General features: G+C 67.4%; 13 protein-coding genes. 2 read left to right on the top strand and 11 right to left on the bottom strand.

The features are described 5' to 3' along the window. Positions 1 to 3 precede the first annotated feature (3 nt). The 3 genes from ACWPOC_RS04395 to ACWPOC_RS04385 form a co-directional block, all read right to left on the bottom strand. The gene (locus tag ACWPOC_RS04395) at positions 4 to 240 is read right to left on the bottom strand and encodes an MbtH family protein (RefSeq protein WP_006551884.1); all 237 of its coding nucleotides are present in this window, start codon (positions 238 to 240) and stop codon (positions 4 to 6) included. Then, positions 237 to 1,628 carry a lysine N(6)-hydroxylase/L-ornithine N(5)-oxygenase family protein gene (locus ACWPOC_RS04390; protein ID WP_120281400.1) on the bottom strand — a complete coding sequence of 464 codons (1,392 nt, stop codon included), beginning with the start codon at positions 1,626 to 1,628 and terminating at the stop codon, positions 237 to 239. Before ACWPOC_RS04390 ends, ACWPOC_RS04395 begins: the two co-directional genes overlap by 4 nt. A gap of 235 nt (positions 1,629 to 1,863) precedes the next feature. After that, the gene (locus tag ACWPOC_RS04385; protein WP_085469374.1) at positions 1,864 to 2,664 is read right to left on the bottom strand and encodes an alpha/beta fold hydrolase; all 801 of its coding nucleotides are present in this window, start codon (positions 2,662 to 2,664) and stop codon (positions 1,864 to 1,866) included. A 195-nt stretch (positions 2,665 to 2,859) separates the two neighbouring features. Here ACWPOC_RS04385 and ACWPOC_RS04380 point away from each other — a divergent pair, with 195 nt between their 5' ends. Both ACWPOC_RS04380 and ACWPOC_RS04375 read left to right on the top strand, forming a co-directional pair. Next, entirely contained in the window at positions 2,860 to 3,069 is a 210-nt protein-coding gene (locus ACWPOC_RS04380) for a hypothetical protein (protein ID WP_016692417.1), read from the top strand. 86 nt (positions 3,070 to 3,155) lie between these two features. After that, positions 3,156 to 4,667 (top strand): trehalose-6-phosphate synthase, encoded by a 1,512-nt coding sequence (locus ACWPOC_RS04375; protein ID WP_120281399.1) that lies wholly within the window; start codon positions 3,156 to 3,158, stop codon positions 4,665 to 4,667. Positions 4,668 to 4,677: 10 nt separating this feature from the next. Here ACWPOC_RS04375 and ACWPOC_RS04370 read toward each other — a convergent pair whose 3' ends face one another. Genes ACWPOC_RS04370 through ACWPOC_RS04335 form a run of 8 tightly spaced genes read right to left on the bottom strand, consistent with a single transcriptional unit; the run spans position 4,678 to position 13,076 of the window. Then, positions 4,678 to 5,367 (bottom strand): twin-arginine translocation pathway signal, encoded by a 690-nt coding sequence (locus ACWPOC_RS04370; RefSeq protein WP_120281398.1) that lies wholly within the window; start codon positions 5,365 to 5,367, stop codon positions 4,678 to 4,680. Further along, positions 5,364 to 5,876 carry a hypothetical protein gene (locus ACWPOC_RS04365; protein WP_120281397.1) on the bottom strand — a complete coding sequence of 171 codons (513 nt, stop codon included), beginning with the start codon at positions 5,874 to 5,876 and terminating at the stop codon, positions 5,364 to 5,366. The genes ACWPOC_RS04370 and ACWPOC_RS04365 overlap by 4 nt, the downstream gene beginning before the upstream one ends. Then, positions 5,876 to 7,288: an MCE family protein gene (locus tag ACWPOC_RS04360; RefSeq protein ID WP_120281396.1), complete on the bottom strand. Its 1,413-nt coding sequence runs from the start codon at positions 7,286 to 7,288 to the stop codon at positions 5,876 to 5,878. The genes ACWPOC_RS04365 and ACWPOC_RS04360 overlap by 1 nt, the downstream gene beginning before the upstream one ends. Continuing rightward, on the bottom strand, positions 7,285 to 8,502 hold the full coding sequence (locus ACWPOC_RS04355) for an MCE family protein (RefSeq protein WP_006551892.1): 1,218 nt from the start codon (positions 8,500 to 8,502) through the stop codon (positions 7,285 to 7,287). The genes ACWPOC_RS04360 and ACWPOC_RS04355 overlap by 4 nt, the downstream gene beginning before the upstream one ends. Then, positions 8,499 to 9,824: an MCE family protein gene (locus ACWPOC_RS04350; protein ID WP_120281395.1), complete on the bottom strand. Its 1,326-nt coding sequence runs from the start codon at positions 9,822 to 9,824 to the stop codon at positions 8,499 to 8,501. Before ACWPOC_RS04350 ends, ACWPOC_RS04355 begins: the two co-directional genes overlap by 4 nt. After that, complete coding sequence (locus tag ACWPOC_RS04345; protein ID WP_120281394.1) at positions 9,821 to 10,879, bottom strand: MCE family protein; 1,059 nt, start codon at positions 10,877 to 10,879, stop codon at positions 9,821 to 9,823. Before ACWPOC_RS04345 ends, ACWPOC_RS04350 begins: the two co-directional genes overlap by 4 nt. After that, a complete protein-coding gene (locus tag ACWPOC_RS04340; protein ID WP_455408069.1) occupies positions 10,876 to 11,895 on the bottom strand; it encodes an MCE family protein in 1,020 nt (339 codons plus the stop codon). Before ACWPOC_RS04340 ends, ACWPOC_RS04345 begins: the two co-directional genes overlap by 4 nt. Before the next feature lie 2 nt (positions 11,896 to 11,897). Then, entirely contained in the window at positions 11,898 to 13,076 is a 1,179-nt protein-coding gene (locus ACWPOC_RS04335; RefSeq protein ID WP_120281393.1) for an MCE family protein, read from the bottom strand. Positions 13,077 to 13,080: the final 4 nt, after the last annotated feature.

Raw genomic sequence — 13,080 nt, 5'->3', positions numbered from 1 at the left:
CGTTCAGCTGCCCTGGCGGGCCTTCTCGTCGGCTTCCATTGCGTCGCGAAGGCTCTTCGGACGCATATCGGTCCAATTCTGCTCGACGTACTCGACGCAAGCGGCGCGCGACTCTTCGCCGAATACCACCCGCCACCCCTGCGGAACCTCGGCGAAGGTCGGCCACAGCGAGTACTGCTCCTCATCATTGATGAGGACGTAGAAGCGGCCGTCTTCGTCGTCAAATGGATTCGTGCTCATCTCGCCTCACTTGTTGCGTAGGTGTGATGGTCCGATATCCTACCAAGCTCGTCGATTCCTCCCCCGGCTCCGGGCAGACGGAGCTCGCGGCGTTCGACGATCGAGGTCAGGATCTCACCCGCGCGGATCGCTGCGTTGGACAGCAACGACGCGGTCAGACCGTGTGTCTTCTCGGTTCCGCCCTGCAGGTAGACGTCGGCCGTGACGTTCTCGGGCAGCGGCAGACGGTAGTCGCGGGCGACGGACAGAACGGGTGTCTCGGGCGCGAGATCACCCAGCAGCGGCGTGAGAGGCGTGGGCTCGAAGCCGGTCGCGAGGACCACGGCATCGCACTCGAAGGTCTCGGTGTCGCCTTCGAGATTGTCGCGGATCTCGACGGTGACTCCCGCGTCGCTCTCGATCGCCGACACGACCTCCGAGGCACGACGCATGAACAGGCGGCGACGACCGCTCACCCGTTCGCGGTATTCGGTCGCGTAGAGCGCCTCGATGAGTTCGGGCGAGACGACCGAGTAGTTGGTGCTGCGGTGCAGGGCGAGCAGACGCTCACGCTCGGACAGCGGGGCCGCGTGCAGCTCGTCGACGACCTGCGGGTCGAAGATGCGGTTCGCGTACGGGCTGTCGTCGGCGGGGCTGTACCCGAAGCGGTTGAAGACGTTGTGGACCTCGGCCTGCGGGTAGTGCGTGTGCAGGTACTGCACGACCTCGGCAGCGCTCTGCCCCGCACCGACCACCACGAAGCGCTGGTGCTGCGGCTCCGGCATGTCCTCGATGTGGAAGAGGAAGTGGTGGTTGTGGAAGCAGCGGGCGGACTCGGTCGCCCACTTCGGGAGCCGGGCACGCAGTCCGACTCCGACCACGACGCTGTGCGCGTACACGACGGCGCCGTCGGCGGTCCGCACGGCGAACAGGTCGGCAACCCCGTTGTGGTTGCGGACGGTCTCGACCGAGACGACCTCGGTTCCGTAGCGGACGTCGGCATCGACGCGCGCGGCCGCCCACTGCAGGTAGTCCTGGAACTCGTGACGTGTGGGGAAGAACGTCTGGTGGTTGACGAAGTCCACGAGACGGCCACGGTCGTGCAGGTAGGAGAAGAAGCTGTACGAGCTCGTGGGGTTACGGAAGGTGACCAGATCCTTGGGGAACGCGATCTGCATCGTGGCGCCCTCGAGCAGCATGCCCGGGTGCCAGGCGAAGGCCGACTGGCGTTCGAAGAAACGTGCCCGGATCGCCGAGGAGGGATTGTCGGTGTTGTGCTCCTCGACGGCGATCGCGAGCGCCAGGTTCGAGGGGCCGAAACCGATACCGACGAGGTCGAAGACGTCTCCTTGCGAGTTGCCCTCCGACCTCCCCGCGTCATCGGCGACAAGGCTGGAACGGTCGGTCATCACTCAACTTCCGTACTAGGGGGGCCGGAGGGGCCCATGATCGGTTCGTACGAGACTCGAAGGTAGCTCAGGCTAACCTTTGTTCGGTGAGCGTACCAGTGCCCGACGGTCCGCGGGACGTCCCGATCTCCCGGATCACAGGGGACCTTCGTCGCATGTCGACGACGACGGGCGCGGTGGTTCGTCGCCGATCCCACCGCGCCCGCCTGCCGATTTCCCTTGTGAAGGGATTCCTCTAAGAAGCCAGGAAGTCCACCAGGATCTTGTTGACCGCCTCGGGCCGCTCGAGGTAGCCGTAGTGCCCGGCGTCCGGGATCTCCTCGTAGCGCGCACCCGGAATGGCGTCCGCCACCTCGCGCGACAGATAGGCCGGGATCATCCGGTCGTCGGCGAATCCGACGGCCAGGCACGGCACGGTGATGCCGCGGTAGGCCGCGCGCCGATCGAACTCCCGGTCCATGCCGAGCTGCGCGCGCACCCCTGCCGACACCTTTCCTCCGCTGAACTCGAAGACATCCAGCCAGTCGCGGGCGGTGTGCTCGTCGGCCAGCGAGGCCGGCGACAGATTCATCACGGCCGTGACGGCGGCCTGGTACTTCGGCGGCAGTTCGACGCCGCTGTCGTAGAGCTGCCGCTCGCCCTCGGTGAGCGTCAGCTGGAACTGGTCCATGCGGGCGTGGCCGGCCAGGAAGACGGCCTTGCGGACGAGTTCGGGACGGGCGAGCGCCAGCTCCTGCGCGACACGCGCACCCATCGACGTACCGATCACGTAGGCGGGGCCGCCGAGCAGTTCGATCAGACCGGCGGTGTCCTTCACCAGGTCGTCGATGGTCATGCCGCCGAGGCTCTCGCCCGACGGTGCGATGCCGCGGTTGTCGAAGGTGGCGACCCGGTAGCCGGCCTTGACGAGCGCGGGCACCTGGTGCAGATCCCACACGCGCCCCGGACTACCCGTTCCCATGATGAGGACGACGAGATCGCCCGTTCCCTTGACCTGATAGTTCAGCGGGATGCCGTTCACGGTGGCAATGGGCATGAATACCTTCCTCGACGAGAGCGCGGTTGTGCGCCGCGGGTCGGCGCCGTGACGTCGTGCGCCGGAAACACACACCGTGTACCTACAGCACGACCGTCCTACGGTACCGCGACGTAGACGTGCAGGACCGTGCCAGGACCGCCCTCGGAAGGCGGGTGGCGGTGAGCTGTCCGATTCTCCTAGAGTCGAAGGACGATGCGTGCTCGCACAGAGCAGCGACCCCGGGAGGACATCATGGCCGCGGATCCGACCACCGCGAACGACATCGCCGACGAGGATCTCGAACCCGTCGCCGACGAAACCGCACGGCAGGCGCAGCGAGTCGTCGCCGCCTACGCAGAGAATGCGGACGAGTGCCGCATGCTGCTGTCGATGCTCGGCATCGGTCCCAGCGACAAGCACTGACGAGCACGACACCCACCCCGGTGCCGGTGGCGGCACCCACCCCTGCCGGGCCGGCGACGGCACCGGCCCCGAAAGAGGACCACAACGTGACAGCAGGCGAAGCGAACGCAGCGGGGAACCACGACTCGCACGCCGGGTCGGACTTCGTGGTCGTCGCCAATCGCCTGCCGGTCGACCTCGAACGGCTTCCCGACGGCACCACCCGCTGGAAGCGCAGTCCGGGCGGACTCGTCACCGCGCTCGAGCCGATCCTGCGTTCGAACAACGGCGCGTGGGTCGGCTGGGCCGGCGTGGCCGACGCCGAGTCCGGTGTCATCGTCGAGGACGGGCTGACCCTGCACTCGGTGCGGTTGAGCACCGAGGACGTCGCCGAATACTACGAGGGGTTCTCCAACGCCACGCTGTGGCCGCTCTACCACGACGTGATCGTGCGCCCGGAGTACCGGCGCGAATGGTGGAACTCCTACGTCGAGATCAACCGCCGCTTCGCCGAGGAGACCGCGAAGGCCGCCGCGGAGGGCGCGACCGTCTGGATCCAGGACTACCAGCTGCAGCTGGTGCCGAAGATGCTGCGGATGCTCCGTCCCGATCTGACGATCGGCTTCTTCCTGCACATCCCGTTCCCGCCCATCGAGCTGTTCATGCAACTGCCGTGGCGCACCGAGATCGTCGAGGGTCTGCTCGGCGCCGATCTCATCGGTTTCCACCTTCCCGGTGGTGCCCAGAACTTCCTGTATCTCGCCCGACGTCTGGCAGGTGCCCAGACCTCACGCGGCAACATCGGGATCCGGTCGAAGCTCGGCGTGGTCCAGGTCGGCTTCCGCTCGGTGCGCGTCGGCGCTTTCCCCATCTCCATCGAATCGGGCCGGCTCGACCAGCAGTCGCGGAGCAAGGCCATCCGCGATCGCGCCAAGGCGTTGCGCAAGGAACTCGGCAACCCGAAGAAGATCCTGCTCGGCGTCGACCGCCTCGACTACACCAAGGGCATCGACGTGCGGCTCGAGGCGGTGCACGAACTTCTCGCCGAGGGTCGCATGGACCCGAAGGACACCGTGATGGTGCAGCTCGCGACCCCGAGCCGGGAGCGCGTCGATTCCTACGTCCACATGCGCGGCGAGATCGAGCGGACGGTCAGCCGCATCAACGGCGAGTACGCCGAGGTGGGGCGTCCGGTGGTGCACTACATCCACCGCCCGGTCCCCCGCGACGAGCTCATCGCGTTCTTCGTCGCGGCCGACGTCATGCTGGTGACCCCCTTGCGCGACGGCATGAACCTCGTCGCCAAGGAGTACATCGCGTGCCGCAGCGATCTCGGCGGCGCGTTGGTGCTCAGCGAGTTCACCGGTGCCGCAGCCGAACTGCGGCAGTCGTTCCAGTGCAACCCGCACGACCTCGAGGACGTCAAGGACAAGATCCAGGCCGCGATCGAGGTGCCGCGCGAGGACGGCCGCAAGAGGATGCGTGCGCTGCGCCGTCAGGTGCTCACGCACGACGTGGATCGCTGGGCCCGTTCGTTCCTCGACACCCTCGCCAACACCGGCGCCGCCGGGCGCGCGCTGATCGCGCCGGGTGAGGACGGCGAACCCGACCCCACCTGACGGCTCTCTCCTAGATCGGGGTCAACCGGCCGACGAGCCAACGCCCGTCCTGCTTTTCGAGTTCGACACGCACCCGGCTGCCGCTGCTCACCGCTTCGGGGTTCTCCGAACTCGTCGTGATCTGGTTGAGGAACAGCAGGGTCACGGCGCTGTCGGCGTCGGCGGAGACCACCGACGACGCCTGCACGCTCACCTGCACGCTGATCGCCTTCTCCTTGGCGCCCGGCGCGATGATGTTCTTCATCAGATTCGTGTACTCGTCGCGGAAGTCGCCGGTGAGACCCTCTGCGGCGGCGTCGGTCTGCGCGTCCACCTGATCGTGGGTGTAGGCGAGCATCGCGACCGCCTGTTCCTCCGCAGCGACCCGCGCCTCCGTCCGTGCCGTCTCGGCGGCGGACTGCTGGGCGGTGCCGTAGGCGAGCCATCCCACCAGGACCGCGAAAACCAGTGCCACGACCGACAATCCGATCGCGATGTGCGGCAGGTACGATGCCTTTGTCGCCTCCGCGTCGGAGGGGTCCGCTGGTGAAGCCTCGACGGCGGTGGATCCGCCCGTCTCCTCGGTCTCGCCGGACACGGCGTCGTCGGACACCTTGCCGGACACGGCGTCGTCGGACACCTTGCCCGACACGGCTTCGTCGGACACAGTGTCATCGGTCGTCTTGTCGAGCGTCACGCGATCGTCCTTCTCGTCGGTCACGGCACGAACTCCACCTTCGACGCCAACAATCTGCCGTTCTCGTCGCAGATCGTCACCCGCAGTCGGAAGTCGCGTGCTTCGGGTTCGGTCTGGTCGGCGTTGCTCACCATCGCGCGGGAGGCAACGAGCGACGACGCGCACGTGCCGTCCTCGTTCTGGATCCCCGCTTCGAGGACCTCACCGGTGGTGTCGACACCGGCCTGTTGCACGACCTCCACGAAAGGTCCTTCGCGGCCCTCGAACTCGGCCTTGAAATCACCCGTCGCGCCGTCGAGCAGACGGGCGACGTCGGCGTCGGCGGTGTCGGCGTTGATGGTGGTCAGGTTGAGCACCGTCTGCCGTGCGGCCTGCAGGTACGCCTCCCGCCGCTCGTCGCGTTCGTTCGCGGACTGCCGGTCGACGATGAGCCAGGCCCCGACCGCCACGAGCGCGATCACCAGCACGGACGCGATGATCGCGACCGGCTTGGCCCATCTCGGCGTCGTCTTCTTGTCGATCTCGTCTGCCATCAGCCCTGCTGCGCCTTCATGTAACTCTCCAAGCTCCGATCTCCACCGAGATCGGCGTGCGTGTACACGGTGCCGTCGGGACCAATGTACGTCCCGGTCTGCGGATCGATCCGTCGCGCCGCGACCCCCGCGGGAGCCGTGTCGTCTCCCCCGCCGTAGGAGGCGGGCGTGGGTGCGACGTTCTCCGAGGCCACCGGCGTGGGCGGCCCGGTCCACGGATTGTCCGAGTAGGTGGGGCTGTACCCGGTGCGGCACGTGTCGGGCGTCGGTGCGCGACGGCCCGGGTACTCCATGCACGGCAGGTTCCGGGCACCGCGGATCGCGTTCGGATAGTCCTGCGGCAGTTGGCAGAAGACGTCGCCCGGGGTGTCGACCATGGACGTGTCGGCCGGGCTGCGCCACTGTTCCGGCGGCACGAAACCGGCCAGACACGGCGGCGGATCGTGCAACTGCAGGTGGAAGTCCACCACGGCACCGTCCTCGGGCGGGCCGTCGCCGGCCGCGGTGATCAGGGCCGTCGTCATCGGCGGGTACAGCACCAGGATCTGCTCGATGCCGGCGTTGTAGATGACGCCCACCTCGCCGACGCTCACCAGATTCGCGAGCAGCAGCGGCAGCGTCGGTTTCAGGTCCTGCAGTAGCGATTCGGCTTCGGCGGCAGCGCCCGGTCCGATGTCGAGCAGGGCCCGCAGGTCGGGGTCGCTCTCGCGCAGACGATCGGTGAACGTCACCATGTCGCGTGTCCACGACCGGATGGCGTCGCTCGTGACCACCTGCGTGTCGAGCAGCGGACCGATCTGGTCGATCAACTGCCGTGTCTCGGCACTGTTCGCCGAGGCCTCCTGCACGAACAGGCGCGTCGAGTCGATCAGTTCCTGCAGTTCGGGTCCGGAACCGTTGAACGCGTCGAACGCCTCGTCGACCACGGTCTGCAGTCGCGTGTCGCCGATCGAGGCGAGCAGCACGTCGGCCTGGTCGAGCAGGGCACCGACCTCCTGCGGCACCGTCGTGCGGTCGATCGGGATCACGTCGCCGTCGGCCAGGCGTTCGCCGCCCGAACCGTCGGCGCGGGGCACGAGATCGACGTACTGCTCACCGACCGCCGAGACGCTGCGCACGGCCGCGTCGACGTCGGCGGGGATCTTCGCGTCGCTGTCGATGGACAACGTCGCCTCGACGCCCGTCGGCGACAACGAGACGCTCCGGACGGTGCCGACGGTGTTGCCGCGGTAGGTGACGTTCGAATGCGGGTACAGGCCACCGGTCGACTGGAGTTCGACGACCACCTCGTACCGCCCGACCCCGAACAGAGCGGGCAGCCGCACGTACATCAGCGACATCACGACGAGTCCGACGACCGTGAGGATCGCGAAGATCGTGAGCTGGATGCGGACGAACCGCGTGAGCATCATGGCGCGGGCACCCCCAGGGGCAGGCCGGGAATGGTGATCTCACCGATGCCGGGGATCGTCAGTTTTCCTTCGGGACCGGGCGGTGGCGGCGGTGGCGGCTCGAGCGGCGCACGGAACGGATCGGTCGCCTGCGCAGCGAGTCCCGCGTCGCGGCCGAGGATCCCTTCCGGACCCGCGAGGCGTCCCGCGAGTGGCGTCCCGGACAGGAAGTTCAGGTCGAGGCGTTCGAGACTGAGGTCGATCGTCATCGCGAGGTTCGCGTAGTCGCCGCGGATGATGTTGTTGATGCCCGCCTGCGGGAAGGGATAGGTGAGCAGCACACCGAGCACCTCGGTGAGGGCACTGCCCGAATCGGCCAGGGCCTTCAATGTCGGCGCGAGCCCTTCGAGATTCGCCTTCAGGTCGTCGTTCGAGGTCTCCACGACCCGGCTCGCCACGGTGCTCATCTCGCCGAGCGAACTCATCGCGGCCGTGAGGTTCGAGCGCTGATCGGCCAGCACCTCGAGCGCGGGCGGCAGTTCCTCGAGAGCCCGGACGAGGGTCGCGTTCTGGTCGTCGACGGTCGCGGCCAGGCGGTCCATGCCCTCCAGCGCGGCGATGATGTCGCCGCGCTGCGTGTCGAGGGTCGACACCAGTTCGTCCAGGCGCGGGAGCAGGTTCCGGATCGAGTCCTCCCGGCCGACGAGTGCCGCGTTCAGCTCGGTGGTGATGTCGTTGATCTGCGCGAGCCCACCACCGTTGAGCACCACCGAGAGCGACGAGAGCGTCTGTTCGGTGGTCGGATACGCACCGGCGCGTTCGAGCGGGATGACGTCGCCGTCCTCGAGCCGGCCCTGCGGGGGTTCGCCGACGGGTGGGATCAGTTCGAGGTGCTGCGATCCGAGCAGACTCGTCTGCCCGATCCGGGCGAGCGAGTTGGCCGGAACGATCACGCCTTCGTCGAGCGAGACCGTCACGAGCGCGTGCCAGCCGTCGAGTTCGATCCCCGAGATCGACCCCACGGTGACGTCGTCGACCCGCACGGGCGAGTTCTGGGTCAGGGTCGTCACGTTGGGCATCTCGATCTGCACCCGGTAGGCGCCCTCCCCGCGGCCGGCGGTGCCGGGCATGGGAATCGAGTTGAGCCCGCCCCACTCGCACGCGGTGAGCGTCGTGCCCACCGCGACGGCAGTGACCGCGACGCCCAGGCGGCGGAACATCGATCGGCCGGTCATCGTCCTCCTCCCGGCTGCAGCAGGGAACCGAGATCCTGCGGGACCTGCAGCGACGGCAGGCCGCCGAGGATCCCGTCGAGCGGCGACGCCGCTTCCGACAGCGACGGTCCGGGTGCGGTGCCGCGTCCTTCCGACGCCCCTTCGAGCCAGGGTTCGGTGTAGACGATGTCGCCGTCGAAGGCCTGCACACCGGCGAGCGGATTGACCAGCAGCGGAAGGTAGTTGGCGTTGATGGACGACAGCACCGGTCCGAGCTGCTGGCGGCACAGTTCCTCGCTGCGTTCGGAGGTCGCGTTGGCGGCGGCCGCGACCGACCCGCACATCCACTCGACGGGGTTGGCGAGGTTGTTGATCGCGAGTGCGCCCGTGAGCGAACCCTGCGCCGGTTTGTAGATGTTGTAGAAGTTCGCGAGGGAGGTCGGGCCCGAGTGCAGCACCCGCTCGATCTCGGGTCGCTTGCGAGCGAGCACCTCGGTCGCGTCGGCGAGTCGCTGCACCGATTCGGTGAGACCGGCCCGGTTGTCCTGCACGAACCGCTGCACGTCGCCGACGGCGATGTTCAACTCGGACAACGAGACCCCGAGCTGGTCGGAGCTCTGCGCGAGCACGTCGGAGACCGACGCGAGACGACCGCCGAACTGGACGATCTGCTCGTTGCTCGACGAGAGGACCGACACGAAGGTCTGCAGGTTGCGGATCGTCGAGAACAGGTCGGTGCGTCCCTCGGAGAGCGTGCGCATCGTGTCCGACAACTCGCGCAGGGCCCCACGCACGGTCTGCCCGTTGCCCTCGAGATTCTCGGCTGCGGTGTCGATGAACCGGCCGAGGGATCCTTGCGGGTCGAGTTCCTCGGGGCCGAGCGCTTCGGACAGCCGCATCAGTTCGGTCTTGATCTGGTCCCATTCGACCGGAGAGGCCGTGCGCTGCATCGGGATCGTCGCGCCGTCCTCGATCGTCGGACCACCCGAGTAGACCGGGGTGAGCTGGACGAAGCGTGCCGAGACGAGGCTCTGTGCGATGACGACGGCGTTCGCCTCGGACGGGATCTCGACGCCGCTGTCGACCTGCATCGTCACCCGCACGAGGTCGTCGCGGGGTTCGATGTCGCTGATGCGTCCCACCGACACCCCGAGCACCCGCACGTCGTCGCCCTCGTACAGGCCGCTGGTGGAAGCGAATTCGGCGTGGATGGTGCGCTTGCCGAGGTCCGGGAGGACGAACACGGCGAGGGCGCCGAGCACGAGCACGACGACGGCACCGATGATCGCCGCCATCAGCCAAGCCGGGCGCCGCCGGGTCGTTGCGACGGTATCGGTACTCATTCGCCGTCCCTCTTGATCGTCGGGGGTTCGTCCGGGATCACGTCCTGCAGATCCTCGGGGAGGAGATCGGGCGCGACCTGGCTGTCCACCACGGCCTTCCACCACGGTGCCGGCAGGATGTTGGACACGTAGGCGTTGAAGAACGGTCCGCTGGCGACGGATTCGCCGAGCGCGCCGATGTACGGGCCCAGACCGTCGAGTGCGCCGGCGATGTTCTCCTTGTTCGCCTGCAGGTTGGCCGTCACGAGGTTGAGCTTCTCGAGCGTCGGCGCCATCTGCGCCTGGTTGTCCTGCACGAGGCCGGTGAGCTGACGTGAGACGGACGAGATGTTCGCGATCAGTTCGGTGATGGCGTCGCGGCGCAGACTCAGTTCGCCGAACAGTGCATTCGCGTCGACGATGAGCGCGTTGACCTGGTCGCTGCGCTCGGCGAGGATGCTCGTCACCCCCTCGGCGCGTTCGAGCAGCTGGTCGAGCGATTCGTCGCGGGCGTTGATCGACTGCGACAGGCGGGTCATGCCCTCCAGGGCGCCCTGGATCTCGGGCGGGGTGTTCTCGAGCGACTGCGACAACGCGTCGAGCGACTCGTTGATCCGGTCGGTGTCGAGTTCGGAGACCGACGTCGTGAGGTCGCCGAGAGCGTCGGTCAACGAGTACGGCGAGTTGGTGCGTTCGAGCGCGATCACCGAACCCGGGCGCATCACGCCCTCGCCACCGGGGCGCAACGCCAAGGACTTCCGGCCGAGGACGGTGTTGGTCTTGATGTCGGCACCGGTGGTGTCGCCGAGCCCGATGCCGTCGCGGATGCGGAAGGTGACCAGCACGGCCTGATCGTCGAGCCGCACGTCGGTGACGTCGCCGACGTTCACGCCCGCGAGCATGACGTCGTCGCCGGGGACGAGGCCACCGGCGTCCTGGAAACGGGCGGAGTAGCTCAGGCCACCGGAGAGGAAGTGCAGCTGGTCGTACTGCAGACCGGCGAGCACGATCGCGGCGGACACGGCCAGGCCGATGATGCCCGTCCGGATGTAGTTGGGGTCACGAGGTGCACTCATTCGACCTTCGCACACCTTCCCGTGTCGTGGTTCGCCGTGGTGTACCGGATGGTGGTGCCGTCCGGTCCGGAGAACTTGAAAGTGTTGGCACAGAGGAAGAATTGGAAGAAGTTTCCGTATGCACCCACGCGGATGAGTTTCTTGTAATCGGAGGGCAGACGTTCGAGCGTGCGGTTGATGTCGTCCTTGCCGAGATCGAGCTGGGTCATGGTGCGGTTCGTCTCGGCGATGACCGTCTGCAGGTCGGGCCGGTTGTTCTGCAACAGTGCGGCGAGATCCGCGGTGCCGGAGGCCATCTGCGGGATCGACGCGCCGATGGGATCACGATCCGCGGACAGCCCGCCCACCAGGGTGTGCAGCTGTTCGATCGTGTTCTCGAACTCGCGGTCGTGATCGTCGATCGTGCCGAGGACGGCGTTGAGGTTGTCGATGACGTCGCCGATCAGCTGGTCGCGGTCGGCGAGGGAGTTGGTGAACGAGTTGGTGTTCCCCAGCAGCGACACGAGCGTGTCGCCCTGCCCCTGGAAGACCTGCAACAGCGCTCCGGAGAGGTCGTTGACCTGCTGCGCGTCGAGGCCCTGCAGCAGCGGCTTGAATCCGCCGAGGAGCAGGTCGAGGTCGAGGGCCGGTTCGGTCTGTTCGATCGGGATGCTGCCACCGGCGGGCAGGACGTCGACGCTGCCGGCACCTTCGAGCAGTTCGAGATACCGGTCGCCGACGAGGTTCTCGTACCGCACGGTGGCGCGGGTGCCGGTGAACAGCGTGTGTTTCGCGTCCACATCGAACTCGATCTCGGCGGTGTTGTCGCGGCCGATGTCGACCTTCTTCACCGAGCCGACCTGCACCCCCGCGATGCGGACCTTGTCGCCGGCACCGAGACCGGAGACATCGGTGAAGGTGGCCCGGTAGTTCTCGGTGCCGGTGAACCGCGCTTGACTGAACACGACGGCCAGCCCGGCGAAGATCAACGCCATCGTGACGGCGAAGATCAGGAACTTGACGGTGGTCGCTCTCATGGTCACCGCCCGCCCGCGAGATGGTCGCCGAACAGGTACTGGAAGATCGTCGGGTAGCGGATCCAGGCCTCCGTTGCGGGCTTGTACGGTGTTTCGCCGGTGTTCGACACGACGAACGGCGCGTGACCGTCGCGGCGCGGGTCGAAGTTCGGCAGGCCCCAGCAGTTCGGTCCGCCGGTCGCGCCGACCACGGGCAGATCCTGGGCGTCGTTGTACGGCGTGGCACCGCCCATGAAGCTCGTGCTCAGGGTCAGGGCCGCGTACTCGCCGGTGCCGGCCATCGGTTCGAACGCCACCCGGGCGTCGTTGAGACCGACGATGAAGCAGGTCAGTTCGGGCGAGTACTCACCGAGCAGGCCGGTGGTGTGGCTCAGGCTGTCGAGTGCGGTGGTCAACTGTGCTTCGTTCTCCCCCAGGACGTCCCGTCCGGTGTTCGCGAGACCGGTGAGGTTCATCAGCAGCAGGTCGAGTTGCTGTTGTTCGTCGACGACGGTGTTGCCGACGTCGGTGGCGTTGCCGATCGTGGTCATGAGGTCGGGGGCCGTGTCGGCGTAGACGTCGGTGACCTGCGCGGCCGAGACGAGGTCGGCCTGCAGTTGCGGCAGCGACGGATTCATCTCGGCGAGATACGCATCGGCCTCGGCCAGGGCGGCACCGAGAGCGTTGCCGCGTCCGTTGAGCGCTTCCGACAGCGCGCCGAGGGTGGCGTTGAGCTTCTCGGGCTGGATCTGCGCGAGCACGTCGGACAGGTGCTCGAAGACCGTGTTGAACTCGACGGTGACGTTGTCGGCCGCGATCACGGCGCCTTCCTGCATCGGCACCGAGGACGGATCGTCGGGGACGACGATGTCGACGAACTTGGCACCGAAGACGGTGGTGGATTCGATCGCCACCCGCGCGTTCGAGGGGATGAGCTGCATCTGCCCGGGCTGCATGTCCAGATGCAGGACCGCACCGGCCGGTGTGTGCTCGATCGACGCCACGCGCCCCACCTCGACGCCGCGCATCTTCACCTTGGCGTCGGGCTCCATCACCAGACCCGACCGGGGTGAGGTGACGGTGAGCGGGACCGTCGAGGTGAACCCACCGGCGAACATCGTCAATGCCACCGCGACGATCGCGGCGAGGCCGCCCACGAGACCGAAGGCGGCGAGCTTCTTCTTCCACGAAGGAGTGTCCATGTCG

This window comes from Rhodococcus sp. 5G237, assembly GCF_053764735.1.
This window is presented reverse-complemented; position numbering and strand designations above follow the sequence as displayed.